Source organism: Alsobacter sp. (assembly GCF_059501845.1).
In genome coordinates this window covers 253072-278736 of the sequence record NZ_JCACDK010000001.1, presented here as the reverse complement: position 1 = coordinate 278736, position 25665 = coordinate 253072, and the positions used below count along the sequence as shown (strand labels likewise).

The following is a 25665-nucleotide window of genomic DNA, read 5'->3' as shown; positions in this document are numbered from 1 at the left end:
ACAGAGAGTACTTATCTGCGACGTTGGCCTATTTCGCTTACACTGAACGCAAATTCATTGCGGCCCTTCACTGAATGTCATGTTCGGATACGGGCGCGGTTTCGGCGGCTCCAGATCAGAAAACCCGTAAACTAGAGCTCTGCTCTCCAGTTGTCCTCAATACCACCCCGCCCCGTGATCCCCGACACACGCCTCGTACTTCGCCCAGAACGCCTCGTTGTTCGTGCGCTTCGCGCCGAGCATGCGGTTCACGGCGTCGCGGCAGCCGCGGATCAGGGGGACGTCGGGGTCGATGACGGGGGTTGCCGCGTCGGCCGCCATCGCTGGCTTGGCCGGGGCAGGTGGGGTTTCCGGAAGGGTCTCGGCGGCGAGCCCCGCCAAGGTGGCCTTGGCCTGCGCCATCAGCGACGCGTCGGCGCAGAAGGCCTTGCGGCCGCCGGCCGCGACGACGGGGGCGTCGGCCTTGCCGGGGGAGCCCAGCGGGCGCAGCGCCTGTTCAAGTCCCTTCGTGGTCGTGCGCAGCAGGTCGACCGAGGCGGCTGGTGCCGGCACGCCGCAGAGCCGCCGGGCAGCGTCGGCAACGCGCAACTCATGCAGTTGGTCGCTCCAGGTCCGCGCGGCGATCGACCAGTCCGTCCCGGCCAGGGCAGCGGCCCGCGTGGCGAGGACGGCGGCAAAAGCGGCGGCACGCAGGAGCAAGGAACCCTCCGGATGTTCAGAGTTACGCCATTGAAGGTTGTGTGAGTTGAACTGCACCATGCCGGCAGTACAGCCGTCAACGCCCCGCATTCCGTGGGTCGCGCATCCCGGCCTCGCCACAGGCCGCGAGCCGTGCGAGCCTTGCCGCAGGCAGGCGGATCATTCCGGCTTGGCATGCTCAATGCATGAAGCTGGATGAGCCGGCGCGGCGTGCCGTTCCGGTGCTTCCTCCCTGACCAACTCTCCCCGCCGGATGGACCTCCCCGGCGGGGTTTTCATGAGGTGACGGATGGGACGGGGCACCAGGGCCCGGTGGTGGGCAGTCACGGCAGCAGCGCTGTGCTGGAATTTCGCGGCGGCTTCGCACCAGGAGGCCGCGGCTGCCTCGCCGATCGCTTGGCACGCCTGCCCGGCCCCGGCGCAGGGCTCGGCCGTCACTGACGGGCTCGCGTGCGCCACTTTCGACGTGCCGGTGGATCACGCCAAACCGGATGGGCCGGCATTCAGGCTGGCGCTCATCCGCCAGCCTGCCCAGGACCCCGCGCGGCGCATCGGCACGCTGTTCTGGAACCCCGGCGGCCCCGGGGACGCCGGGACAGAGTATCTCCCGGCTTCGATCGGCGGCTTCCCGAAGCAGGTGCGCGACCGCTTCGACATCATCAGCTGGGATCCGCGCGGCATGGGCGGACGCACCACGCCGGTCATCCAGTGCTTCGACAGCGCTGCCGAGGAGCAGGCCTTCCTTTCCGCCCGCATGCAGGAGTTGCCGGTCACGGCCGAGCAGTTCGCCGCCGACGCAGCCGCGCGACTTGACCTGAACAGCCGCTGCGTCCGCCATGCGGGCGATCTCCTGGCCCATGTCTCGACGGCCGACAATGCCCGCGACCTCGATCTCCTGCGTGAGGCGGTAGGTGAGGAGCGCCTGTCCTATTACGGCACGTCATACGGGACGCTCCTGGGCGCCACCTACATCAACATGTTCCCGCACCGGGTCAGGGCCGCCATCCTCGACGGGGCCGTGGCTCCCTCGGCCTGGGCCGGCGGCCCGGACGGGGACACAGGTGTTAGCACCTTCGTACGCCTCGGCTCTGATTTCGGTGCGCGGGACACCATCACCGCCTTCATGGACCAATGCGGGGCCGTCGACGCCAAGGCGTGCCCGTTCTCGGCCGGTTCCCCGGCCGCGACGCGGGACAAGTGGTCGACACTCCTCGCCCGCACCCGCGGCGGGGTCGTGGTCGACGGCGAGACGCTGAACGACAGGGCGCTGCTGTCCGATGTGGCGAGTTCGATCTATCTCGTTGAGCCTCTCCCGGGGTTTGCACGCTTTCCCGGATGGCTGGCCGTTGCAGGCATGCTGCAGGACGCGTGGGACGCAAGCGGGAAGCCGGCTGCGCCGCCCGCGTCCTCTGCGCCACCCGCGGAGCGGACAACCGGTGGTCAGTCTCCGCCGGAGGCATACGTCACCAGTGTCGGTCGTCAGCTGGCCGTCATCTGCGGCGAGAGTCCAAACCCGCAGACAGCCGAGGCCGTGCGCACGCAGGCGGAGGATAGCTACCGGCGGGCAGGCCCCTCCCCCTGGCCCTTCATTGCCTCCTGCCTCGGCTGGACCGCCCGGGCAGCGGCGCCCTATTCCGGGCCGTGGGATAAGCCGACACCGGTGCCGGTCCTGGTAATCGGCAACACCTACGATCCCGCGACGGCGTTCCCATCGTCCGTGCGGATGGCGCAGGAGCTAGCGAATGCGAGGCTGCTGACGGTGCACGGCTTTGGCCACACCGCTCTCCTCAACCCGAGCGCCTGCGCGAAGGAGGCGATGGCCGCCTATTTGATCGAGGGAAGATTGCCCGCTCTGGGCGCCACCTGCGCACAGGACCGGCCACCGTTTCCAGGTGGCTGACAGCCGGCGCTGACCAGTCAATCCCGGCTCGATCGGCTCCGGACCAAACTGCACCGGGGACACCAGCCATCCAAGTGTGCCGTGCAACCTGGCCATCGGGGCCGGCGGCAAGCTGGGCTTCACGACCGCGGCGATCGACGTGAAAACGCTACTGCTGCCACGTGTCCGGCCCAAGTACGCGCCTTTGTGCGAATCGCTGTAATGTTGCGGTGCAACCTGAGGAGGCCCCCCATGAGCAGTGACGTCGAGGACCGCATCCGCAGCCGCGCATTCGAGATGTGGCAGGACGAGGGATGCCCCGGTGGACGCGACCTCGAATTCTGGCTGAAGGCGGAGAGCGAACTCCTCGAGGAGCCGATCAAGGCAGCCAAGGCCCTGGCGGCGAAGGCGAAGAAGGCTCCGGCCAAGACGACAAAGAAGGTGCGGGCGGCCTGAGCCTCGCGCGACGGGGGAGGTAACCGCGCAGCCGGATCGCCTCGGGCAGTGAACTGTTTCACAGCGGCGGCCGCGCCGACCGGCCAGCATGCGTCCCATGATCGGGGGCGCATCCATGGCACGCTCATCAACCACACAACCTTCCCTGGCTACCCGCATGGGCCGGGCTACAGGCTTCCTGTCGCGCAGGTCCGCCACTTCCGCCGTCGTCTTCGGCTCGGGCCTGTCCTTCAGCGGCTTCGGTCTGATGGCCGACCTTGGCGGCTCAGGCCTCCCCGGCGCAGTTGGATGCGTTCTGCTGCACGGATTGCTTGCGGGCCTGGCCGCGCGCCTGGCTTTGGGGTGCCTGGACGATGAAGAGCCCGGGCAGACATAGCGGAGCTTGATCGGTCACAAAGCTTCGGCGGCCTCTGCGTCCCTGCCTGCCCGACAGCCGTGGGCAGCAGCGCGACGGAGCGCCAAGTCTGTGCCGCTACCTTGCCACCTGAACGGCCGGCCTTGCCGGCATTCCGGCGGGGCGGGCATCCGAAAGCATCTGCGCCACGCCGGACAGTGCGTATGCGGTCAGCAGCTGGTCCTTGCCGCGCAGACGATGCGCTCCGAGCTCGCGCGCAATGATTCCGTCCGGCAGGGTATCGATGCGCGACAGCAGGTCGCCCGAGATGAGATAGCGTTCTCCGACCGCCCGGCTCAGGCCCTCCAGCCTGGCGGTCGTGTTCACGACGTCGCCGAAATAGGCGATCTTGTGCCGGTCCACGCCGATCTCGGCGGTCACCACAGAGCCTCCATGCAGGGCGGCCCGCACCTGTGGCACCTGCCCGTGGTGCTCCCGCCATAGCTCCGGGCCGCGGGCCAGCTCGGCCGCGATGTCGAAAAGGCAGGAGACGCAGCGTCCATCCGCGACACCCTTTGCCATCGGCCAGGAGATAATGGCGAGGTCGCCCACATAGTCCTCCACCGCGCCGCCATGGCGCCGCACAGGCTCGGCGATGGCCGAAAACACCGCGCTCAGCCATTTCTGGGCGGCGAGGTCGCCGTGGTTCTCGGCGAAGGCGGTGGAGCCCGCAACATCGACGAACAGGAAGACGCGCTCCTCCTCCATCGGGCGGTGGTAACGGCCGAACAGAAGGTTGAGGAAGATCGTGCTGCCGATGAGGTCACGCACACGGATCATGAAGACCAAGATCGCTGTCACCACGAGCGAATAGGCCACGACACGTGGAGTGGGGAGGACGGCCTCCGCGAAACTCCAGCCGACGAGCCCGAGGGACCAGGAGACGACCCCGCCTGCTGCATTGCCGAGGACGACAGCGACCAGCATCGCCGCTTCCGCCACCGGAAGGTAGATGTAGGACGCCTGCGCACGGAAGCCGCGAAGCGCGGGTGCAGAGCGGAGCGTCGCATCCATCGTCAGGACAGCGGCACCGATGAACACGCCGTACACGGCCGAGGACAGTGCCGTGCCTGTCCCGGCGAACAGATGCGAATAGGCAACGCCCGCCGCCGCGCTCAGCACGAACATCGTCAGCCAGTAGATCCAGCTCCGGCCGATCAAGGTCATTCGCCAGCCTCGTTGGGGCGCGCCCTTTTGGGCGCGGGCGGCCCTACCCCTCCAGCAACTCGCGCAACGCCGAATCGATGGCAGGAACATCGGCCGGATTCATGGGCGCCATGTGGCCCCAGTCGGACCGGATCACCCTGCACTCGGCGTTCGGAATGTGGCGAGCCTCGACCTTGGCGTCCGCCGGCGGGAAATAGCGGTCGAGGTCGACGGGGAGGATGATGGTGCGAGCCGTGATGGCCCGCAGTGCGGCCTTGTAGTCTCCATTGTAGACCGGATTGTCACTGATATCGCCGCGGTCCCAGGTCCACAGCTGCGAGAGCAGGTTGTTGGCGTCGCACTTCTGGAAGAAGGGCTCCCAGAAGTACTGCACGAACTGCTCCGGGTCGTGCGCGCTGAAGCCGCGGAACGCCTCCGTCCGGTAGAACGGCTCGGAGAGGCCCCAGCCCGCATAGATCGCGGAGAAGGCGCGCAGTCCCTCGATCGGCGGCCTGTCGTAGAACCCGTCCGCGAATGCGGGATCGAGCTCGAGAGCACGCCTGAGGGCCAGCAGGAACACCTTGTTGTACGACGCCGTCTTCGCGGAGCCTGCGATGGGCGCAGCCGCCTTCACCATGTCGGGGTATTGAGCTGCCCACTGGTAGGCCTGGCAGGCCCCCATCGACCAGCCGGTGACCAGCCGCAGGCTCGCGAGACCCAGCGTCTGCGTCACGAGTTGGTGTTGCAGGCGGACATTGTCGTGGATGGTGATCTTGGGGAACCTGCCCTTCTCGAAGGGCGCAGGCGTGTTGCTGGGGGAGGACGAGATCCCGTTGCCCAGCAGGTTGGTGAAGATCAGGAAATATTTCGACGGATCGAGTGCCCGGCCGTCCCCGGCCATGAACATCTCGCTGTCGGCATCCGTGCCGGTGTACCAGGAGGGCACGAGCACGGCATTGTCCCTGGCCGCGTTCAGCTGGCCCACAGTCCGGTAGCCCATGCGCGCCAGAGGCAGGAACCCGCCCTTCTGGAGCCAGAAGTTCGGAACTTCGAGAAACTGGAGCTCGGCCATCACGTCCTCGCGCGCACACATTGGGTGCGGCAACGGTACAGCCTGCATGGGGGAGCGCCAAGAAGGACGGCGGCGGCCTGATCACAGGTTGGTCAGCGCCGCCGCCCCGCTCGCGTGATCGGTTCAGCCGTCCTTCTTGCCGGAGCCGAGTTCGAACGGCATGGGCGTGTCCTTCAGCGGCTTGGGGTCAAAGCCGCGATTGGCGCAGAACACGGTGCGGGGAGACTTGCCGCAAGCCGAGTTGCCTTGCTTGGCCGACAGCGAACCGGCGGCGAGAGCCGGCGCGGCACAGGTGAGAAGGGCGAGGGCAGAAAGAGCAGCAAGGGTACGAAGTCGCATGATGAAGTCTCCTTTCGGACGACCGCCATCTGCTCCCGGCAGCTTTCACCGTGATGTCGGAACCGCGACGATTGCGCAATTGCCAAGCTGGAGATTGAACATAAACCGGTTCTGCTTGGCATCCTTTCCCCGCTGCCATCTGATGGCGCAGGGGCCGACAGGAGAGCCGCATGGCGCGCGACGAAGATGACCTGCACACCGCGCGCGCAACCCGCGCCTGGCTGGACCTCCACAGCGAGGACCCGATCGACCCGCAACGGGCCATCGTCGATCCGCATCATCATCTTTGGGACCGTCCCGGCTTTCCCTATCTGCTGCCGGAGTTGCTCGCCGACCTCGATTGCGGGCACCGCATCACAGCGACCGTGTTCCTCCAGTGCCGGGCCATGCACCGCGCCGGTGGGCCGGACGCCATGAAGCCTGCCGGCGAGACGGAATTCGTCAACGGTGTCGCGGCAATGAGCGCCTCCGGACTTTACGGCCCGACCCGGATCGCGGCCGGGATCGTCGCCCACGCCGACCTTCGCCTGGGCGACGAGGTGGAACCCGTCCTGGCCGCTCATGAGCGCGCCGGAGGAGATCGGCTCAGAGGCATCCGTCACATCACCGTATGGGACCCGGACGCTGCCTTTCACCACCCCGCCTACGTTTCGCCTCCGGACCTCCTGGCTCGCGAGGAGTTCCGGCGGGGGTTTGCGCGGCTCGCTCCGCGGGGGCTCACCTTCGACGCCTGGCTCTACCACCCACAGATCCCGCATCTGACGGATCTCGCCCGAGCCTTCCCGGGCACCGGGATCGTCCTTGATCATCTCGGCGGGCCGCTGGGAGCGCGCGGCTACCGCGGCCGCAGCGACGACGTCTTCCGGGACTGGCGCTCGGCGATGGCGGATCTCGCGCGCTGCCCCAACGTCTGTGTAAAGCTGGGCGGATTGGGTCAGCGCTTCATCGGCCTGGGGTTCGAGGAGCGGGAACGGCCCCCAACCTCGCTCGATCTCGCCGCCGCCATGAAGCCGTGGGTGGAGAACGCAATCGAACTCTTCGGCGCGTCGCGCTGCATGTTCGAGAGCAACTTTCCCGTCGACAAGGGCGCCTACGCCTATGGCGTGTTCTGGAACGCCTGCAAGCGCCTCTGCGAACAGGCGAGCGAGACCGAGAAGGACGACCTTCTTCGCGGCTCCGCTTCCCGGTTCTACCGGCTCGGAGACGCTGGCTGAGTTCCCGGTCCACGGCGTCCACTACACCACCGGACGGGGAACACAACCAAAGCGTGCAGGATGCGACAGACTGTGCTGCAATCAGGCATGGCCACGATCATTCCACCCGACAGCCTCCTGCGCCTCAAGGAGCGCGGCCGTGCCGCAGGGCAGCTCACCATCGCCGACCTCGCGGCGGAACTGCCCGTCGACGCGATGGATCCCGAGGAGCTTGCGCTCGTCATTGCCCATCTCGAGGAGGCCGGCATCACCGTGACCCTCGACGAGAACCTGCTGCGGCCCGCCCCGGGCGGCCCGGCGCCTCCGCCGCCTGCCATCGAGCTTCCGCAACGGAAGCAAGACCCGCCGGCGCCGGCGGTACGAAGTGCCGCGTCCGGATCCGGAACGGGTCAGCGCCCGGCACCCGTGCCCGCGTCCGGTGCCGGACCGCGCTACGCCAACGGCACGGTCCTGGTCGCGGGCGCGATTGCGGTCGTCGTGCTGCTCGCCCTGGTCTGGTATTTCGGCCGGTAACGGGCAGCGCCCTCAGGACCGTCACGTCACTGGCTCAGGTGGCCTGCGTCGAAACAATCAAAGCCTTCCCTCGCGAGACGATGCCGTCGTGCCAGGCAAGCCGCTCCCGCCAGGGCGCCGGGATCGCGGAATAGCCCCAGATGGCCCCGGCCACCTGCCCGGTCACGGCCCCGACGCTGTCGGCGTCATGGCCGAGATTGACGGCCTTGAGCACCGCTTCGCCGAAGTCGCCGGACGTCCCCACCGCCCACAGTGCCGCCTCCAGCGTGTCAACGACGTAGCCTGTCGAGCGAATGGCATGGCGGGGCTTGCCATCCCAACCCCCCGTCGCGACGGCCTCCACCTTGGGCGATGCGATGGCGAGGCCGGAAGCGGCATGCAACGCGGCTGTGCCGAACCCGGTGATGCCAGCATGCAGAATCCGCGCAAGAACCTCGGACGCGTCAAGGCACTCGGCCGAGGCGTGCGTCACCCGCGACTGGTCGCGGGAAAGCCCCACCGCGCGCTCGACGTCGCGCCAGGCCACGAGGACAGCGGGTGCCTGGCGCATGATGCCGCCATTGCCGGCGCTCCAGGGGTCGGTGTCGCCGACGGGATCGCCGGATTCCAGGAATGCTCCCAGCGCGGCGCTGGTCGCGTTGCCGATGTCGAAGCAGCGGCCCGTCACGCTGTTCTCGCCCTCGCGCCACCAGCGCACGAAGCGGCGGGCGAGGTCGTGACTGTCGAGCGCGCCGCCATTGGCGATCAGGCTGTCGGCGAGGCACAGGGCCATGGACGTGTCGTCGGTCCACTCGCCGGGGGCCAGTCCGAACGGGCCTCCCCCCACCATGCCGGTGACCGGCGGAGAGGCGTCCCGCTGCGAGAACTCGATGGTCGTGCCCAATGCATCGCCGACGGCGAGCCCCACGAGAGCACCGAGAGCCCGGTCCGCGACCGCGTCCGGAATGCCGCTCATCGCTGCCACGCTCATGCCGACTCACGCGCCGCACGCTCGGCGTCCTCGGCCGCACGGGCGAACTCCGCCTCGAGCCAGGCGTTCGCCTTGGGGAGGTTCTGGACGACGTCACGCGCCCACCGGACATAGTCCAGACGCCGTTCTGTCGACCAGTTCTCGGCCGGGCTGCGGGCAACCGCCCTGAGATTGCTGGTCTTGTCGGCGAGCTTGACCATCGCGGCCCGGGGCGACTTCTTCGGCGCGTGCTCAATCTGCAGGCGCTTGCGTTCGGCCTTCGCCAGCGCCTTGTCGTCGGTGACTTCGGCGACAACGCCGGCGACCGCCTCACCGAACTCCCGTGCAAGCTCCTCCCGGCTCACGCCCTGGTCCTCCATGGCGTCGTGCAGGAGCGCCGCGACGACGAGGTCGGGATCATCACCGCCGGTCGCCTCGGCCACGAGGCTCGCCACTTCGAGGAGATGGTTGATATAGGGCTCTCGGGCCGCGCCCTTGCGCCGCTGGTCGACATGCCAGCGCGCCGCGGCGTCGGACGCCTTCATCACCCGAACCAGATCGTTCATCCCACTCTCCTTCACGCAACTCCACGCCCGGATCTTTTCGCGCAGGCATGACGAAATCCGTCATCCCCGAAACCTGCACGGCAGGTGACCTGGAACACAGAACAGGATCACCCGCAGGTCTAGAAGAGTGGCGAAGTCGGCTCACCGCGGAGGATACGGCCATGGCCGGAACGCTGCTCGTCTACGACGCCGCCTTCCCCCGGGCCAGGGTCGCGGACGGTCCCATCCTGAACACGCCGGGAACGGCGGAACTTCGCGCCAACGGGTATCCGGAGCCATACCAATTGCTTCCGATCCGGGAGGCAACGTCGCCCGAGGACTACTTCAAGGCGATGGGAGACGCCGCGACGAAGATGGGCAAGCTCGACCGCTTCATCATCTTCGGTCACGGGCGCGTCGTGAACGCCGCGGTGCCGGCGGGCTACGTCCAGGTGACAACCGGCATCGTCATCGGCGCCTCCGACATCACCCCGATCAATGCCCGCAACCTTCCGGACCTGCGACGCAAGTCCAGTTCCGGTGCACAGGCGGAGTTGTGGGTTTGCGACGCCGCGGCTGCCGGCGGATCCGGCGAATACTCCGGGACCCGGCTGTGCCAGTCCATCGCCGACGCGCTCGGCATCCAGGTGCTCGCTGCCACGATCACGCAGCAATACTCCACCGAGGACCAGCGGCCGATCGAAGGCGGCGGATGGCAGTCCACGGCGGTGTTTCTGCCGTGGGAGGGCACGACGGTTCTGTTCAGGCCCGGGCGCCGCACCTAGGATCGGACGAGGCAGCGACCCCGCAATCGAGGATGAGACCATGAGCGAGACGGACAAGGCTTTCGTCGGGTCGATCCCGGACATCTACGACGGCATCATGGTGCCGCTCATCTTCGAGCCCTATGCCGTCGACCTCGCTGCCCGGCTGCGGGATTTGACATCCGGGCGCGTACTCGAGATCGCGGCCGGAACGGGAGCCGTGACGCGGGAACTCGCCCGCACGCTGCCGGAGACCGTCGAGATCGTCGCGACGGATCTCAATCCGCCTATGCTGGAGCGGGCGCGGGCCGCGCTTTCAGGCCGCGCAGTAACGTTCCAGCCGGCAGACGCCCAGCAGCTTCCTTTCGGCGACGCCGAGTTCGACGCCATCATCTGCCAATTCGGAGTGATGTTTTTCCCCGACAAGGTCGCCGCCTTCAAGGAGGCGCGGCGGACCCTGAAGCAGGACGGCCGCTATCTCTTCAGCGTCTGGGACGGGATCGCGGACAACGACTTTGCCCGGACTGTCCATGAGACCCTGGCGCTCATCTTCCCAACCGATCCGCCCGGCTTTATCGCCCGCACGCCGCACGGACACTATGCGCAGGCTCCTATCGAGCGAGCACTGAAGGAAGCGGGCTTCACGTCCATCGCTTTCGAGACGGTCGCATCCACCAGCCGGGCGCCGACCGCCCGCGAGGCCGCTGTCGGCTATTGCCAGGGCACCCCCGTGCGCGGCGAGATCGAGGCGCGCGACCCTTCCGGACTGGAGGAGGTCACATCGCGTGTCGAGGAAGCCCTGGCGCTCCGCTATGGCAGCGGGCCGATCGAGGGCCGCATCAAGGCGACCCTCGTCACGGCGTCCTGAACCGCCTCAGTTGCTTTCGGCGGAACGGTTTCCGTCGATCTGCGCGCCGACGATCGCAATCGTCTGCTGGTAGACCGTTGCCGCGTTCCAGCCCTCGATGGCGGCGAAGTTGGGCTGGCCCGGCTGGTAGCCGGCGCCCGCCTGCCATCCATGGGCCTTGAGGAAGTTGGCGGTGGAAGCGAGCGCGTCGGCCTTCGTGTCGAGGTTGATGCGGCCATCGCCGTCGCCGTCGACGCCGTAGAGCATGACGTTTTTCGGCAGGAACTGCGTCTGGCCAACCTCGCCATGCATCGCGCCGCGGGAATTCGGGGACAGCACGCCCCGGTCGAGCAGGCTCAGCATCGCCATCAACTGGTCGGTGAAGTATTCCGTCCTGCGGCAGTCATAGGCGAGCGTCGCGACGGCGGAGAGCGTGTTCTGGTTCCCCATGAAGGAGCCGAACGCCGTCTCCATGCCCCAGATCGCGATCAGCGGGCCGGGCGGCACGCCGAAGCGGCGCTCGATGTTGGCAAAGAGCTGCGCGTTCGCGGCCTTCATCGACCTGCCCTTGGATGCCACCGCCGTGGCGCCCCGCTTGGCCATGAACTGGTCGAGCGTGAGCTTGAAGCTCTTCTGGCCCCTGTCCGCGCCGATCGTGGCCCGTGAATAGGTCGTGCCCATCAAGGCCTCGACCGTATCGGGCTGGAACTTGCCCCTGACCTCGCCGGAGAAGTCCTGCTTCCAGGCGTCAAAACCAGAGGAATTGTTGCCGCATTCCGCGGCGACTGCCCCCGAGGCGAGGCCAAGGACCATGGCGAGGGCGGGAAAGAGCCGTTTTGCGGCTGAGATCATCGGGTCCATCCATCGCAGTGGTGCATCGACGCGATGCTACATGGTCCGGGTTAAAGCAGTTCTCCCGGCTTCGTTCCAGCCTCAACGGCATTAAGGCCGAAGTGGGGACGGGTCGCCGCACCCTTTCGGGACTATCTTGCCTCCCGGCCGGACTTCGTTCACCATCTCTGTGACATCCGGCCCAGAGGCCGACGGGCAACAGAGCCCCGCGTCCGCATCGGCGACCCGCCATGCGGCCGTGGGGCTTTCTTTTTTGCGGGGACGGGATTGGGCCAGCGGATCCGGATCGGCGTGCTGTACTCGACGGCGGGGGCCTATGCCTCCATCGGCCGGGACTGCTTCGACGGCGCGCGTCTGGGCCTGGAGGACGCCGCAGCGGCGTGCGGTCCGGGCGCTCCCGAGATCGAGCCGGTCTTCGTCGACCCCGCAGGCGACCTGCAGCGCTACGCCGTCGAAGCCCGGCGGCTGCTGCGCGAGGAAGGCTGCCACCACATACTCGGCACCATCACCTCGGCCGCGCGCAAGGAGGTGGTTCCTCTGGTCGAGAAGCATGACGGGCTGCTCTGGTACGTCTGCCCGTACGAGGGGTTCGAAGCCAGCGATTCCGTCATCTACACCGGCGCCTGCCCGAACCAGCATCTCCTGCCGCTGCTCGACCACGTGATGCCGCGCTACGGCGCGCGCGCCTTCCTGGTCGGCGCCAACTATGTCTGGGGCTGGGAGACGAACCGCCTCGCCCGCCAGATCCTGCGCGAGACCGGCGGCGAAGTTTTGGGAGAGCGCTACCTCCCGCTGGACGACACCGAGATCGAGCGCGTCATCGCCGAGATCGCCGCCAAGAAACCCGATTTCGTCCTCAACAATCTCGTCGGACCGTCGAGCTACGCCTTCCTGCGAGCGTACCGGGCCCTCGGAGAGCGCGACGAGAGCTTCCGCCCGCAGCGCCGCCCCGTGGTGAGCTGCAACCTCACGGAGTGCGAGCTTCCCGCCATCGGGGCGGGCATCGCGGACGGCAACATTTCCGCCTCGACCTATTTTGAAAGCGTGCCGGGCGAGCGCAACGCTGCGTTCCGCCAGGCCATGGCGTCGAGGCTGGGTGCTGGCCGGCCGATCTCCGCCTTCATGGCCGCGGCCTATGCGTCCGCCCGCATCCTCGTCGAAACCATCGCCGGCCTCGGCACGGATGAACCGGGCGACGTGCGGGACCGTCTTGCCGAGGGGACCCACGACACCGTTCTCGGCGACATCGCGATCGACCCTGTCACGAACCATGCGACCCTGCCCGTGCAACTCGGGCGGATAGCCGGGACAGGATTTGAGCTTGTGGCGTCGCGCCAGTCGATCGTCGCAGACCCCTATCTGGCGCGTGAACGCCCTGCCCGGGGCCAGGGCGGGCAGCATTTGAGGGTCGTGTCGTGAGTTTTCTCGTCCCCTCCTTCGGCGGCCTTCACGCTGTCATCCTGCACCGGCCGGATGAAAGCATGGACCGGCTCATGCGCCAGCTGGAACGCCTCGGCATGACGGGCGAGGTGCGCTGGGAGCCTCTCACCCCCGCCGACAGACCCGACTTCGTCATGGTCGACGGCGACCAGGGCTATGACGAGCTGTTGCCCTGGAGCGGCCGCGAGCCGCCCTGCCCCGTCGTCGGGCTGCTGCGCTCGGAGGCGCCCGGCCGGATCGCCTGGACCATCGAACGCGGCGCGAGCGCCTTTCTGGCAAAGCCGCTGCAGACGTCTGCCGTCTATCCCGCGCTGGTCCTCGCCTCGAGCCTGCATGCCGAGCGCATCGCGTCACGCGAGAAGCTGGCCAGGGCTGAGGAGCGGCTGCGCCTGCGGCCGGTCGTCTTCCAGGCAGTCCGCACGCTCGCCGCCCGCAACGGCATCGAGGAGGATGCCGCGCATGCCTTGCTGCGCGACCTCGCCATGGCGGCGCGCCAGCCTTTGGAACAGGTTGCAGCCTCGCTTCTTGCCGGCACCGGCTTCCGGAACAGCGCCTGATGCGCGTCCTGCGGGAAATGGCACGCCGGCCGCTGGCCCTCATGGGCCTGCTCGTCATTCTCGCCGTCATCCTTGCCGCCGTTCTCGCACCGTGGCTGACCCATTACGCGCCGGATGACCAGCTCTTCGACGGTTTGACGCTGGAGGGGTCTCCCCTGCCCCCCGGCGGATCGTTCTGGCTGGGCACGGACACGCTGGGCCGCGACCTCTATTCCCGCATGCTCTTCGGCGCGCGGACCTCGCTGATCATCGGCCTCGTCGCCAACGGCACGGCCGTGGCTCTGGGCCTGCTGATCGGGATGACGGCGGGCTATCTCAAGGGCCCGGTCGGCAGCGTCATGATGCGCTTCACCGACCTGATGATGGCCTTTCCGGCCCTGCTCCTCGCCATCGTGCTCGCGGCTATCCTCAAGCCCAGCCTCTGGATCGTGGCGCTCGTCATCGCCCTCGTGAACTGGGTGCAGGTCGCCCGTATCGCCTACACGGAGACGTCCGCGCTGGTGGAACGCGACTTCATCCAGGCCGAGCGCGCGCTGGGAGCCGGCCACGGAAGGATCCTGCTGCTGCACATCGCCCCGCACCTCGTCCCGACCGCCATCGTGTGGGGCACGCTCGGCATCGCGACGACCGTGCTTCTGGAGGCGACGCTGAGCTATCTCGGCATCGGCGTTCAGCCGCCTCAGCCCTCGTGGGGCAACATCATCTTCGAAAGCCAGACCTACTTCACCGCGGCGCCATGGCTCGTCTTCATTCCCGGCGCGGCGATCCTGCTGACGGCACTCGCCTTCAACCTCGTCGGTGACGCGCTTCGCGACATCCTCGACCCGACCCAGCGTGGGAAGGGCTGAGATGGCGATCTATCTTCTCCGCCGCGTCATCCAGACGGTGCTGATCCTGCTCGGCGTCGCGGCGATCACCTTCGTGCTGCTCTACTGCCTGCCGGCCGATCCCGCCGTCCAGCTCGCCGGACGCAGCGCGACGCCCGCTACCGTCGCCGCCATCCGCAGGGAACTCGGCCTCGACCAGCCGCTGATCTTCCAGTTCTGGCGCTACCTGACCGGCCTCCTCCAGGGAAACCTCGGCCGATCCTTCGCGCAGAAGACGAAAGTCGCGGCCCTCATCGAGGCCCGGCTGCCGGCCTCGCTGCTGCTGATGGCAGCGGGAATCGCCTGCGAGCTCGTCATCGGCCTCACGCTCGGGCTCATCGCTGCCACAAGGCGCAACTCGCTGGTGGACCGCGGCGTCATGATCGCCAGCTTCGTCACCGTGTCCGCACCGCAATTCCTGGTCGCGCTCTGCCTGCTCTACGTGTTCGCCGCGACGCTCGGCTGGTTCCCCATGTCGGGCTTCGGCACGCCGGCGCATGTCGTGCTGCCCGCGCTCACCCTCGGCATCCTCGGCGCAGGCTGGTACGCCCGCATCGTCCGCTCGACGATGATCGACGTGCTCGGCCAGGACTACGTCCGCACCGCGCGCGCCAAGGGCGTCGCCGAGCGGCGTGTCGTGCTGCGCCACGCCCTTCCCAATGCGCTGCTGCCGATCGTTGCCATGGTCGGCATCGACATCGGCCAGTTCATGGCCGGGCTCGTCGTCGTCGAGTCCGTCTTCGGCTGGCCGGGCATCGGCCAGCTCGCCTGGCAGGCCATCCAGCAGGTCGACATTCCAATCATCATGGGCGTGACCCTCGTCTCGGCCCTGGCGATCGTGCTCGGCAATCTGCTGGCCGACTGCATCACCCCGTTCATCGACCCCCGCATCCGCCTGCGGTGAGGGGCATTTTCCGGAGGGACCACATGAAGCATTTGTTGAGGAGCACGGTCTTCGCGTCGGCGCTGGTTCTCGCGCCACTCGCCATGGGAAGCGCCTGGGCCCAGCAGAAGGGCGGCGCGATCACGGTCACGTTCAAGGACGACGTGAGCACGCTCGATCCCGCCGTCGGCTATGACTGGCAGAACTGGTCGATGATCAAGAGCCTGTTTTCCCGGCTCATGGACTACACGCCCGGTACCGACAAGCTGATCCCCTCGCTCGCCGAAAGCTTCACCGTCAGCGATGACGGTCTCACCTACACCTTCAAGCTGAAGAAGGGCGTGAAGTTCACGAACGGCCGCGAACTGAAGGCGGCGGACGTGAAGTACTCGATCGAGCGCGCCGTCGACCCGAAGACGCAGGGGCCCGGTGCCGGTTTCTTCTCTGCCATCAAGGGCCACGAGGACCTGCAGGGCGGCAAGGCGGCGGGGCTCGAGGGCATCGCGACGCCTGACGACTACACCGTCGTCTTCACCCTCTCGCGCCCCGACGCGACCTTCCTGCACGTCATGGCCATCAACTTCGCCTCGATCGTGCCGAAGGAAGAGGTCGAGAAGGCTGCCGGTGACTTCGGCAAGAAGCCCGTCGGGTCCGGCACGTTCAAGCTGACCGAGTGGACGCTCGGCCAGCGCCTCGTCTTCGAGCGCAACTCCGACCATTTCGACAAGGCCGCGCCTTTCCTCGACAAGTTCACCATCGAGGTCGGCCAGGAGCCGCTCGTCGCGCTGCTGCGCCTGCAGAAGGGTGAGGTCGACATCGCCGGCGACGGTATCCCGCCCGCCAAGTACCTCGAGCTGAAGAACGACCCGGCCTACAAGGACCAGGTCATCGTCGGCGACCAGCTCAACACCGGCTACGTCACCCTGAACACGAAGGTGAAGCCGCTCGACAACGTTAAGGTCCGCCAGGCGCTGAACTACGCCATCAACAAGGACCGCATCGTCCGCATCATCAACAATCGGGCGACCGCCGCCAACCAGCCGCTCCCGCCGCTGATGCCGGGCTATGACAAGGACTTCAAGGGCTACGGCTACGACGTCGCCAAGGCCAAGGCGCTGCTGGCAGAGGCAGGCGTGAAGGACGGCTTCTCGACCGTGCTCTACGCCACCAACACCGACCCGCAGCCGAGGATCGCCCAGGCGATCCAGCAGGACCTCGCGGCCATCGGCGTGAAGGCCGAGGTGAAGTCACTGGCGCAGGCCAACGTCATCGCAGCAGGCGGCACCGAGGGCGAGGCGCCGATGATCTGGTCGGGCGGCATGGCCTGGATCGCCGACTTCCCGGATCCCTCCAACTTCTACGGCCCGATCCTCGGTTGCTCGGGTGCCGTGCAGGGCGGCTGGAACTGGTCCTGGTACTGCAACAAGGCGTTCGACGAGCGCGCCGTCGCGGCGGACTCGATGTCCGACCCGGCCAAGCGCGAGGAGCGCGCCAAGGCGTGGGGCAAGATCTTTACGGACATCATGGCCGACGCGCCGTGGATCCCGATCTTCAACGAGCAGCGCGTCGTCGTGCGGTCCAAGCGCATGGGCGGCGAGCCGCAGATCTACATCGATCCCACCCGCGTGCTGAACTACGACGCACTCTGGGTGAAGGGCTGACGCAACACGAGGGCGCCCCACGCCGGCGCGCCCTCCCCTCCCGCATCTTCCGTTCGACCAGGAGAGCGCCCGATGTGCGTGGTCTGCGACCACACGATCCACCGCGCCAGCTATAATTTCGGCTGGAACAGGGACTTCCCGCCCGCCTTGCGCTGCGAACCCGGCGCCACCATCGAATTCGAATGCCAGGATTCCTCCGCCTGCCAACTCGGCCCCGATGCCAATGTCGAGAGCGTGCGAACGCTCGATTTCTCCAAGGTCAATCCGGTCTCCGGCCCGGTCTACGTGGAGGGTGCCGAGCCCGGTGACGCGATCAAGGTGTCGATCCGCCACTTCAAGCCCTCGGGCCATGGTTGGACGGCGAACATCCCGGGCTTCGGCCTCCTGGCGGACCAGTTCCCCGATCCGGCGATCCATGTCTGGACCTACGACAGCCAGAGCCTCACCCCGGCGCTCTTCGGCCCGGGCGGCCGCGTTCCGCTGAAACCCTTCGCCGGTACGATCGGGCTCGCCCCCGCCGAGCCCGGCCTGCATTCCGTCGTGCCGCCGCGCCGGGTCGGCGGCAACCTCGACATCCGCGATCTCGCCGCGGGCACGACCCTCTACCTTCCCGTCGAGGTTCCGGGCGCGCTGTTCTCGATCGGCGACACGCATGCGGCGCAGGGTGACGGCGAGGTCTGCGGCACGGCCATCGAAAGCCGGATGGACGTGGCGGTCACGCTCGACCTGATCAAGGACGCCCGGCTGGAGACACCGCGCTTCACCCTTCCCTCGCCCCCCACCCGCCACCTCGACGGCGAGGGCTACGAGGTGACGACGGGCATCGGTCCGGACCTGATGACCGGCGCACGTGAGAGCGTGATGCGGATGGTCGACCTTCTCGGCAAGGAGCACGGCCTGTCCGCCGTCGACGCCTACATGCTCTGCTCGGTGTGCGGCGACCTCCGGATCAGCGAGATCGTCGACATGCCGAACTGGGTCGTGTCGTTCTACTTCCCGAGGATCGTCTTTACATGAGGCAGGATCCCGTCCCTGCCACGGCACAAGCGGTCCCCGTCCTGTCCGTCCAGGGCCTCTGCGTCGAGGCCCGCGGCGAGGCTGGCCCGCTCCGTGTGCTGGACGGGATCGGCTTCGACCTCGCACCCGGCGAGACGCTGTGCCTCGCGGGAGAGTCCGGGTCCGGCAAGTCGGTGACGTCGCTGGCCATCATGCGGCTCCTGCCGAAGCCGGGGCTGCAGGTCTCGGCCGGGCGGATCCGCCTGGAGGGTACGGATCTCCCCGCCCTCCGCGAGCGGGAGATGCGCGACGTCCGCGGCGGCGAGATCGCGATGATCTTCCAGGAGCCGATGACGTCTCTGAACCCGGTGATGACGGTCGGCGCCCAGCTCTCGGAGGCCATTCGCATCCACCAGCGGGTGGACGCGCGCACGGCCATGGCCCGATCGCGGGACATGCTGGACGCCGTCCACATGACCGAGCCGGCCCGGCGCCTCGGCCAGTATCCACACGAGCTCTCCGGCGGCATGCGCCAGCGCGTCATGATCGCCATGGCGCTCTCCTGCCGCCCCAAGGTCCTCATCGCGGACGAGCCGACGACGGCCCTCGACGTCACGGTGCAGGCGCAGATCCTGCAGCTCATCCGCGAGCTGAAAGGCGAATTCGGTGCCTCGGTGATCATGATCACCCACGACATGGGCGTCGTCGCAGAAATGGCGGACCGCGTCGCAATCATGCGCGCCGGGCGCATCGTCGAGGCCGGACCCGTCGGGCAGATCTTCGCCCGGCCGAAGGAGGCCTACACCGCCGATCTCCTCGCCGCCGTGCCCAGGCTGGGATCCCTTGCCGGCACGAACGGGCCGCCCCGCGTCACGGCCACGCCCCGCGCGGCGGTTGATCCGGGCCAGCGGCCCATCCTCGAGGTAGAGCGCCTGAACGTCAGCTTCCCCGGCGAGGGGGGATTCCTTGTCCGGCCGAAGCCGGTGCATGTCGTCAAGGATGTGTCGCTGTTCATCGCACCCGGCCAGACGCTGGGTCTCGTCGGCGAGAGCGGCTCCGGCAAATCGACGACGGGAAAGGCGCTTCTCGACCTCGTCCCCTGGACAGGCCGGATCGTCGTTGGAGGCGAAGAAATCCGCGACCGCTCGGCCAGCGCGTTGAAGCGCCTGCGCCGCACGGTGCAGATGATCTTCCAGGATCCCTATGCGTCGCTGGACCCGCGCATGAGCGTGGGCTCGCTGATCGCGGAGCCGCTCGCCATCCATGGCGTCGGCACGCCCGCCGAAAGGAAGGAACGGGTCACGGAGCTGCTGCGCCGGGTCCGGCTGCTGCCGGAACACCGGGAGCGCTACCCGCACGAATTCTCGGGCGGCCAGCGCCAGCGCATCTGTATCGCCAGGGCACTCGCGCTGGAGCCGCGCCTCATCGTCGCCGACGAGAGCGTCGCCGCCCTCGACGTCTCGGTGCGCGCGCAGGTGCTCGACCTCATGCTGGAACTGCAGGAGACGCTTGGGCTCTCCTACCTCTTCATCTCCCACGACATGGCCATCGTGGAGCGCATGAGCCACCACGTCGCGGTGATGCGGGGCGGGCAGATCGTTGAAAGCGGCACGCGCCGCGAGGTCTTCGAGAACCCGCGTGATCCCTACACAAGGGCTTTGCTGGCCGCGGTGCCGGTTCCCGACCCCGAAGTGGCGCGGACCCGGCGGCTAGCGGCGGCGGTCTGACCATGGCTCCGGACGAGCCCATCCCGTACATGCGGCGCACTCGTGACTACTATGCCGCCCTCGGATACGCGCCTTATGTCTGGGCGCACTTTGAGGATGTCCCCTTCGCTCCGCTCGATCGTCCGCTGCGGGAGAGCCGGGTGGCGATCGTCACGACGGCGGCACCTTACCAGCCCGGCAAGGGCGAGCAGGGGCCAGGGGCGCCCTACAACGCGGCCGCGAAGTTCTACAATGTCTACTCCGGCGACACGGCGCACGACCACGATCTCCGCATTTCGCACATCGCCATCGACCGGGCGCACACGACCGCGGAGGATCCGGCAACGTGGTTCCCGCTGGCGGCCCTGCGCGCCGCGGCCGCGGCCGGACGGGTCGGCGAAGTCGCGTCCCGCTTCCACGGCCTGCCCACCAACCGGAGCCAGCGCGCCACGCTGGAAACGGACTGTCCCGACCTGGTCTCGCGCTGCAGGGAAGACGGAGTTGACGCGGCGATCCTCGTCCCAAACTGCCCCGTCTGCCACCAGAGCGTCAGCCTCGCCGCCCGGGCGCTGGAGAGCGAGGGCATAGCCACCGTGGTCATGGGCTGCGCCAAGGACATCGTCGAGCATGTCGGCGTTCCCCGCTTCGTGTTCTCCGACTTCCCGCTCGGCAACAGCGCGGGACGACCACGCGACACCGCCTCCCAGGCGCTGACACTCGGGCTCGCGCTCGACCTTCTCGAAGGTGCGACCCGTGCGCGCACCACGGTGGTGTCGCCGCTGCGCTGGAGCGACGATCCGCGCTGGAAGCTCGACTACATGAACATCGAAAAAATCCCGGCGCCGGAGATCGAGCGGCTGCGAGAGGAGTACCGGCGCCAGAAGCTCATCGCGAAAGGCATCCGCGAAAGCGAACGCTGAACGGCGGTTTGCCCTCTCACTCGTCCTCTTCATTTCCGTCGTCGGCCACCTCGATATAGAACCGGAACTCGGTTCCCGCCGCGTCACGGCCCCACCAAAAGCCGAAATCCTTGTCGAATCCAGACTCCGGGAATTGCGCCGCTGCAGTTTGGGCAAATCCTTCGGCCGCCGGGGTCGTCGGCTCGGACGCTACAACGGAGCGCTCCGCGACGGCCTTGCCCGCCATCCTGCACCGGACGATCTGGAAAACCATGGTAAGCCTCCTGGTACGGTCACGTTCAACCTGCCAACGCGGATAGGTTGCAAACTTGCGCCAATCATAAGTTTCTATACCGATGCGCGAACGACGCGGCATGGCCATCTGCATGGCTTGCGAAGCGTTGCGGCCCGGCGATAGGCGGGCGATCTGATCCAGGAAGCGGGACGAGACGATTTGTCGGACAGCCGGAACGAACCGTCGCGCGCCTTTCCGGCCGGCGGAGGAGAGGTGGGATGCCGGATCCGGGAGCGGGACTGGTCCTCGACCCGGCTGGGCCCTATCGAGGGCTGGCCGCCCGCGCTGCGGCACGCCCTGACGCTGATGTTGCAGTCTCCCGTGCCATGCGCCCTGTTGTGGGGTCGGGATGGCGTCCTGCTCTACAATGACGGGTACTCGCGGATTGCCGATCGCCGGCACCCCGCCATCCTCGGCATGCCGGCCGCCGAGGCCTGGCCGGAAGTGGCGAGCTTCAACCGGCAGGTGATCGCAACGGTGCTGGCAGGCGGCACGCTATCCTACCGCGACCAGCCACTGACGCTTCATCTGTCCGGCAGTCCCCAGGAGTTCTGGTTCGACCTCGACTACAGCCCCGTCCTGGACGAGAACGGCACACCCGTTGGCGTTTTCGCCGTCGTGGTGGACACGACCACGAAAGTGCTGACGGAACGCGCGCTGGCCGAACAGACCGCCAGGATCGAGGAGGCCAATCGCCGCCTGAGCGCCGAGTCCGAATTCCTGCAGCAGCTCTTCGAAGACGCGCCCAGTTTCATGGCGATGCTGGTCGGTCCCGAGCACCGGTTCCGGCTCGTCAATGCCGCCTATCGCCGACTCGTGGGCGATCGCGATCTGATCGGACGGACGGTTCGCGAGGCGCTGCCGGAAGTCGAGGGGCAGGGATTTTTCGAACTCCTCGATCGCATCATGGCGACGGGCGAACGGCACATCGGGGCCGGGGCCCGGGTGATGCTGAGGCGGACGCCGGAAGCTCCGGCCGAGCAGCGCATTCTCGACTTCATTTATCAGCCCATCGCCAACGCGTCCGGCGATATCACGGGCATCTTCGTCGAGGGCCAGGATGTCACGGCGCGGGTGCTCAGCGAGGAGCACCTGCAGCTCGTCGTGGGCGAGCTCAATCACCGCGTGAAGAACAGTCTCACCATGGTGCAGGCCTTCACCAGCCAGACCTTCCGCAACGCCACAAACCTCTCGGACGCCCAGAGCAGGCTCAGCGACCGGATCGCGATGCTCTCCCGCGCCAACGACCTGCTGACGGCCGGCAACTGGTCCGGAGCCGACATCGCCGACGTGGTCAAGTCCGCGACGCTCGTCCATGTCGAGCATGATCCGGGCCGCCTCACCGTCCGCGGTCCATCCGTCCGACTTGGACCCCGGACGGCCTTCTCGCTATCGCTCGCTTTGCACGAACTTGCCACCAACGCTGCCAAGCACGGCGCTTGGTCTTCCGAGCGCGGGCAGGTGGACATCAGGTGGCAGGTTTGGGAGCCGGACGCCTCTCCGACGCTGAGCATCGTCTGGACCGAGGCGGGAGGGCCGCCGGTGACGGTCCCGACCACGAGGGGCTTCGGCTCCCGCCTGCTGGAGCGCGGCCTTGCCGCGGAGATGCGCGCCCGGGTCGTGATGGGCTTTGAGCCCGGCGGGCTGGTCTGCCGGATCGATGCCCCGCTGGATCACGCCACGAGCGACTGAAACCGGTCTGCCGCCCGCAGCAGGCAGCAGCCGATCCGGGATCTCAATGGGTTGCCTCGGCCACCTCCACCACCACCGCGGGGGCAAGATCGCGCAACGCGTCCTCGACCTGCGTCTTGATGGCGCCCGTCGTCTGGGACGAGCCGGGGCGCGGCGAAACGGTGACCTCCGTGAGGCTGGCGGAGACCATGCGGGACGTGTGGCCTGCGACCACGCCCTCCTGGACGAGAGGCGCGAGGCGGCGGGCGATCTTTTCGACGAGGTCGTTCAAGGACAACTCCGGGTGAATTCGATGGCGCCTCCGGCAGTGTCGGAGACGGCGCGGCAGCGCCTTCTGTCGTGAGGCGGGGGCAGTGAAGCCCCCCGTGATTATAACGCTCATGAGCCGGCTGGCGATGCACGGGCGCGACGTCGCAGCCCGAAAAGGCGCGGCTCCGGACATTTGCTCCACACGATGACCGTGACATGACGAACGCGCCCGATAGAGTGGCTTGACCCCGGCCGGAGATGCCCATGTCGGAAAAGGACGCACCCTACACCTCGCTGACCGCCGGGCGCACCGTATTCCGGTCGGAGCTGGGCGAGGTCACCCGTGTGACCGCGGACGAACTCCCCATCCTCCGCAGCCTGTCCATCAAGCGGCTCGTCCTGTCGCCTGGCGCCGTCAGGGCGCCGCACTGGCACGCCAACTGCGCCGAGCTCGCCTATTGCGTGACCGGCGAGGCGATCGTCACCATTCTCGGCAACGAGAGCACGTATTCCTCGTTCACGGTCACTTCCGGCCAGATGTTCTTCGTCGAGAGCGGCGCATTGCACGCCATCGACAATGTCGGGACTTCGGCGGCGGAGTTCATCATCGCCTTCCGCCATGAGCGGCCCGAAGATTTCATGCTCCAGGGCGCCATCGGGGCCATGAGCGACGCCGTGCTCGGCAATGCCTATTCCCTTCCCGCCTCCGCCTTCGCCGCAATGCCGCGCACGACCGAAGGCGCCTACATCGTGCGCCGGGCAGGCCCGGCCGTCATTCCCCCGGATGCGAGTCGCGGCAACCCGCACAGGTTCGACATAGAGGGCGAGTCCGCCCCGATCGAGCTCGGCTACGGCCGGGCGCGGCTGGCCCGCAGCCAGTTCTGGCCGGTGCTGAAGAACATCGCGATGTACTCGCTGCAGGTGACACGCGACGGCATGCGCGAGCCGCACTGGCATCCGCGGACGGCGGAGATGGGTTACGTCATGGCGGGCCACGCCCGCATGACGCTGCTGCATCCTGGCGGCAAAACCGACACGTGGGAGCTCGCGCCGGGGGACGTTTACTTCATTCCGCCCGCATATCCCCACCACATCGAGGTGCTGGACGACGACGACATCCGTTTCCTGATCTTCTTCGACCAGGACGCGCCCGGGGACATCGGCTACCGCGCTTCCGCCTCAGCCATCCCGCAGGTGGTGCTGGCCGCCGCGCTGGACCTGCCGCGCGACAGGCTGCCGCCTTTCCCCGACACACCGAACGATCCGCTGATCGTCCGGCGAGTGAACCCGGGCGGTCACTTCGACCGCGGCTGACGTGGCAGCGACCGCGGAAAATCGGGATTGCTCACATCCCGCGTCATGCCGGATCGTCAGAAGGTCACGCCCCGCGGAATGAGGCGGTGTTCGTAGGCCTGCCGCTCGAGATCTTCGCGGAAGTCGGGATGGGCGATGCCGATGAGCGCCCTGGCCCGTTCCGGCACGGACTTCCCTTTCAAATTCACGATGCCGTACTCGGTCACGACGTACATGATGTCGGAGCGCGGCGTCGTCACGATGTTCCCCTGCGTCAGGCTCAGCACGATGCGGCTGCGCGGCTCGCCCCTCTTGTCGTAGGTCGAGGACATGCAGATGAACGATTTGCCGCCCTTTGAAGCATAGGCCCCGCGCACGAACTGCAGCTGTCCGCCCGTGCCGCTGATGTGCCGGTGGCCATCGGACTCCGAGGCAGCCTGACCCTGCAAGTCGATCTGCGTCGTGTTGTTGATCGAGACCACCCGGTCATTGCGCATGATGTTTTCGGGCAGGTTGGTGTGATCCACCGGGCAACAATGGAAATCCGGGTTGCGGTCGATGGTGCGGTAGAGTTCGGCAGATCCCAGTGCGAACGTGTAGGTGACCTTCCCGGGATCGACGGCCTTGCGGCTGCCCGTCACACGGCCGGTCTTGTAGAGATCGACGAGGCCATCGGTCAGCATCTCGGTCTGGATCCCGAGATCCCGCACGCCACTGTCGAGAATGAGCCCGCACACCGCGTTGGGCATGGCGCCGATCCCGATCTGGAGGCAGGAGCCGTCTTCCACCTCCGCCGCGATCAGCTTCGCCACGGCGCGATCGGCTGCGCTTGGGGGCGGGTTGGGCAGTTCGCTCAGCGGCGCCCCGTCGCCTTCGATGATGTAGTCGACCTCGCTGACGTGAATGCCGTTCTCGTCGCCATGCCCGTGCGGAACGGCCTCGCAGGTCTCCACGATGACGAGCTTGGCGCGCTCCAGCACCGCGCGGTGCCAGAGATTAGAGACGCCGAAATTGAAGAAGCCGTTCGCATCCACCGGGCGCGTTTTCAGAACGACGATGTCTACGGGGTCGATGAAGCGGCGGTAGTAGTCAGGGATCTCGCCGAGATTGACCGGCAGGTAGTTGCACCGTCCGAGATCGTGTTTCCTGCGGTCGTAGCCGGAGAAGTGGAGGCTGAAAAGATGGACGTGCAGCCCATCCGGATCGGCCTCTATCACGGCCCTCGGGCGGGTCGACAGGCAACTGCGGATCTTCACGTTGGTGAGGGACTGGATGCGCTCGCCCAGTGTCTTGTCGAAAACGTCAGGCTGGGCCAGGCAGGCCCCGTAGTCGAGCCACATTCCCGAGCGAACGAGAGCGGCGGCCTGCTCCGCTGAAATGCGTTGCGCGGCTTCCCGGGCTTTCCTCTGCGGCATCGGCGTTGCCCCCGCGATGTTCAATCTTGAACATTTCGCGTGGG

Annotated in this window: 26 protein-coding genes; 16 read left to right on the top strand and 10 right to left on the bottom strand. The window is 67.5% G+C overall.

The window, feature by feature from the left end; all coding sequences use genetic code 11:
• Positions 1-156 precede the first annotated feature (156 nt).
• Positions 157-699, bottom strand: coding sequence for a hypothetical protein (locus tag AC5JCN_RS01365; protein ID WP_495753208.1), 543 nt, complete (start codon positions 697-699; stop codon positions 157-159).
• Between the two features lie 289 nt (positions 700-988).
• Here AC5JCN_RS01365 and AC5JCN_RS01360 point away from each other — a divergent pair, with 289 nt between their 5' ends.
• Both AC5JCN_RS01360 and AC5JCN_RS01355 read left to right on the top strand, forming a co-directional pair.
• Positions 989-2599, top strand: coding sequence for an alpha/beta hydrolase (locus AC5JCN_RS01360; RefSeq protein WP_495753207.1), 1611 nt, complete (start codon positions 989-991; stop codon positions 2597-2599).
• Between the two features lie 231 nt (positions 2600-2830).
• A complete protein-coding gene (locus AC5JCN_RS01355) occupies positions 2831-3034 on the top strand; it encodes a DUF2934 domain-containing protein (protein WP_495753206.1) in 204 nt (67 codons plus the stop codon).
• 472 nt (positions 3035-3506) lie between these two features.
• On the opposite strand, the gene AC5JCN_RS01350 is transcribed toward AC5JCN_RS01355, so the two are convergent.
• The 3 genes from AC5JCN_RS01350 to AC5JCN_RS01340 all read right to left on the bottom strand — a co-directional run bounded on the left by AC5JCN_RS01350 (position 3507) and on the right by AC5JCN_RS01340 (position 5985).
• Positions 3507-4595 carry an adenylate/guanylate cyclase domain-containing protein gene (locus AC5JCN_RS01350; RefSeq protein ID WP_495753205.1) on the bottom strand — a complete coding sequence of 363 codons (1089 nt, stop codon included), beginning with the start codon at positions 4593-4595 and terminating at the stop codon, positions 3507-3509.
• A 43-nt stretch (positions 4596-4638) separates the two neighbouring features.
• Positions 4639-5646, bottom strand: a complete 1008-nt coding sequence (locus AC5JCN_RS01345; protein ID WP_495753204.1) for an alpha/beta fold hydrolase — start codon at positions 5644-5646, stop codon at positions 4639-4641.
• Positions 5647-5769: 123 nt separating this feature from the next.
• Positions 5770-5985 carry a hypothetical protein gene (locus AC5JCN_RS01340; RefSeq protein ID WP_495753203.1) on the bottom strand — a complete coding sequence of 72 codons (216 nt, stop codon included), beginning with the start codon at positions 5983-5985 and terminating at the stop codon, positions 5770-5772.
• 170 nt (positions 5986-6155) lie between these two features.
• Between AC5JCN_RS01340 and AC5JCN_RS01335 the strand changes: the two genes are divergently transcribed.
• Both AC5JCN_RS01335 and AC5JCN_RS01330 read left to right on the top strand, forming a co-directional pair.
• Positions 6156-7199 carry an amidohydrolase family protein gene (locus tag AC5JCN_RS01335; protein ID WP_495753202.1) on the top strand — a complete coding sequence of 348 codons (1044 nt, stop codon included), beginning with the start codon at positions 6156-6158 and terminating at the stop codon, positions 7197-7199.
• Between the two features lie 87 nt (positions 7200-7286).
• Entirely contained in the window at positions 7287-7712 is a 426-nt protein-coding gene (locus AC5JCN_RS01330) for an RNA polymerase sigma factor region1.1 domain-containing protein (protein WP_495753201.1), read from the top strand.
• Positions 7713-7746: 34 nt separating this feature from the next.
• Here the strand turns inward: AC5JCN_RS01330 and AC5JCN_RS01325 are convergent, their stop codons facing one another.
• On the bottom strand, positions 7747-8682 hold the full coding sequence (locus tag AC5JCN_RS01325) for an ADP-ribosylglycohydrolase family protein (protein WP_495753200.1): 936 nt from the start codon (positions 8680-8682) through the stop codon (positions 7747-7749).
• Entirely contained in the window at positions 8679-9227 is a 549-nt protein-coding gene (locus AC5JCN_RS01320) for an HD domain-containing protein (protein ID WP_495753199.1), read from the bottom strand. Before AC5JCN_RS01320 ends, AC5JCN_RS01325 begins: the two co-directional genes overlap by 4 nt.
• A gap of 161 nt (positions 9228-9388) precedes the next feature.
• On the opposite strand from AC5JCN_RS01320, the gene AC5JCN_RS01315 reads away from it, so the two are divergent.
• Both AC5JCN_RS01315 and AC5JCN_RS01310 read left to right on the top strand, forming a co-directional pair.
• Positions 9389-9991: a hypothetical protein gene (locus tag AC5JCN_RS01315; protein WP_495753198.1), complete on the top strand. Its 603-nt coding sequence runs from the start codon at positions 9389-9391 to the stop codon at positions 9989-9991.
• 40 nt (positions 9992-10031) lie between these two features.
• Complete coding sequence (locus AC5JCN_RS01310) at positions 10032-10838, top strand: class I SAM-dependent methyltransferase (RefSeq protein ID WP_495753197.1); 807 nt, start codon at positions 10032-10034, stop codon at positions 10836-10838.
• Between the two features lie 6 nt (positions 10839-10844).
• On the opposite strand, the gene AC5JCN_RS01305 is transcribed toward AC5JCN_RS01310, so the two are convergent.
• Positions 10845-11678, bottom strand: coding sequence for a lytic murein transglycosylase (locus AC5JCN_RS01305; protein WP_495753196.1), 834 nt, complete (start codon positions 11676-11678; stop codon positions 10845-10847).
• A 258-nt stretch (positions 11679-11936) separates the two neighbouring features.
• Here AC5JCN_RS01305 and AC5JCN_RS01300 point away from each other — a divergent pair, with 258 nt between their 5' ends.
• The 8 genes from AC5JCN_RS01300 to AC5JCN_RS01265 all read left to right on the top strand — a co-directional run bounded on the left by AC5JCN_RS01300 (position 11937) and on the right by AC5JCN_RS01265 (position 20698).
• On the top strand, positions 11937-13088 hold the full coding sequence (locus AC5JCN_RS01300; protein ID WP_495753195.1) for a transporter substrate-binding protein: 1152 nt from the start codon (positions 11937-11939) through the stop codon (positions 13086-13088).
• Positions 13085-13666 carry an ANTAR domain-containing response regulator gene (locus tag AC5JCN_RS01295; RefSeq protein ID WP_495753194.1) on the top strand — a complete coding sequence of 194 codons (582 nt, stop codon included), beginning with the start codon at positions 13085-13087 and terminating at the stop codon, positions 13664-13666. Before AC5JCN_RS01300 ends, AC5JCN_RS01295 begins: the two co-directional genes overlap by 4 nt.
• A complete protein-coding gene (locus tag AC5JCN_RS01290; protein WP_495753193.1) occupies positions 13666-14514 on the top strand; it encodes an ABC transporter permease in 849 nt (282 codons plus the stop codon). Before AC5JCN_RS01295 ends, AC5JCN_RS01290 begins: the two co-directional genes overlap by 1 nt.
• 1 nt (position 14515) lies before the next feature.
• Complete coding sequence (locus AC5JCN_RS01285; RefSeq protein WP_495753192.1) at positions 14516-15436, top strand: ABC transporter permease; 921 nt, start codon at positions 14516-14518, stop codon at positions 15434-15436.
• 23 nt (positions 15437-15459) lie between these two features.
• Positions 15460-17076, top strand: a complete 1617-nt coding sequence (locus tag AC5JCN_RS01280) for an ABC transporter substrate-binding protein (RefSeq protein ID WP_495753191.1) — start codon at positions 15460-15462, stop codon at positions 17074-17076.
• A gap of 72 nt (positions 17077-17148) precedes the next feature.
• Entirely contained in the window at positions 17149-18093 is a 945-nt protein-coding gene (locus AC5JCN_RS01275) for an acetamidase/formamidase family protein (RefSeq protein ID WP_495753190.1), read from the top strand.
• Positions 18090-19799, top strand: a complete 1710-nt coding sequence (locus AC5JCN_RS01270; RefSeq protein ID WP_495753189.1) for an ABC transporter ATP-binding protein — start codon at positions 18090-18092, stop codon at positions 19797-19799. The genes AC5JCN_RS01275 and AC5JCN_RS01270 overlap by 4 nt, the downstream gene beginning before the upstream one ends.
• A gap of 2 nt (positions 19800-19801) precedes the next feature.
• Positions 19802-20698 carry a glycine reductase gene (locus AC5JCN_RS01265; RefSeq protein ID WP_495753188.1) on the top strand — a complete coding sequence of 299 codons (897 nt, stop codon included), beginning with the start codon at positions 19802-19804 and terminating at the stop codon, positions 20696-20698.
• A 16-nt stretch (positions 20699-20714) separates the two neighbouring features.
• Here the strand turns inward: AC5JCN_RS01265 and AC5JCN_RS01260 are convergent, their stop codons facing one another.
• Positions 20715-20951, bottom strand: coding sequence for a hypothetical protein (locus AC5JCN_RS01260; RefSeq protein WP_495753187.1), 237 nt, complete (start codon positions 20949-20951; stop codon positions 20715-20717).
• A 180-nt stretch (positions 20952-21131) separates the two neighbouring features.
• Here AC5JCN_RS01260 and AC5JCN_RS01255 point away from each other — a divergent pair, with 180 nt between their 5' ends.
• Entirely contained in the window at positions 21132-22664 is a 1533-nt protein-coding gene (locus AC5JCN_RS01255; RefSeq protein WP_495753186.1) for a sensor histidine kinase, read from the top strand.
• A gap of 43 nt (positions 22665-22707) precedes the next feature.
• Here the strand turns inward: AC5JCN_RS01255 and AC5JCN_RS01250 are convergent, their stop codons facing one another.
• Positions 22708-22935, bottom strand: a complete 228-nt coding sequence (locus AC5JCN_RS01250) for a hypothetical protein (RefSeq protein WP_495753185.1) — start codon at positions 22933-22935, stop codon at positions 22708-22710.
• Positions 22936-23177: 242 nt separating this feature from the next.
• Here AC5JCN_RS01250 and AC5JCN_RS01245 point away from each other — a divergent pair, with 242 nt between their 5' ends.
• Positions 23178-24227: a cupin domain-containing protein gene (locus AC5JCN_RS01245; RefSeq protein WP_495753184.1), complete on the top strand. Its 1050-nt coding sequence runs from the start codon at positions 23178-23180 to the stop codon at positions 24225-24227.
• Between the two features lie 56 nt (positions 24228-24283).
• On the opposite strand, the gene AC5JCN_RS01240 is transcribed toward AC5JCN_RS01245, so the two are convergent.
• On the bottom strand, positions 24284-25621 hold the full coding sequence (locus AC5JCN_RS01240) for an acetyl-CoA hydrolase/transferase family protein (protein WP_495753183.1): 1338 nt from the start codon (positions 25619-25621) through the stop codon (positions 24284-24286).
• Positions 25622-25665: the final 44 nt, after the last annotated feature.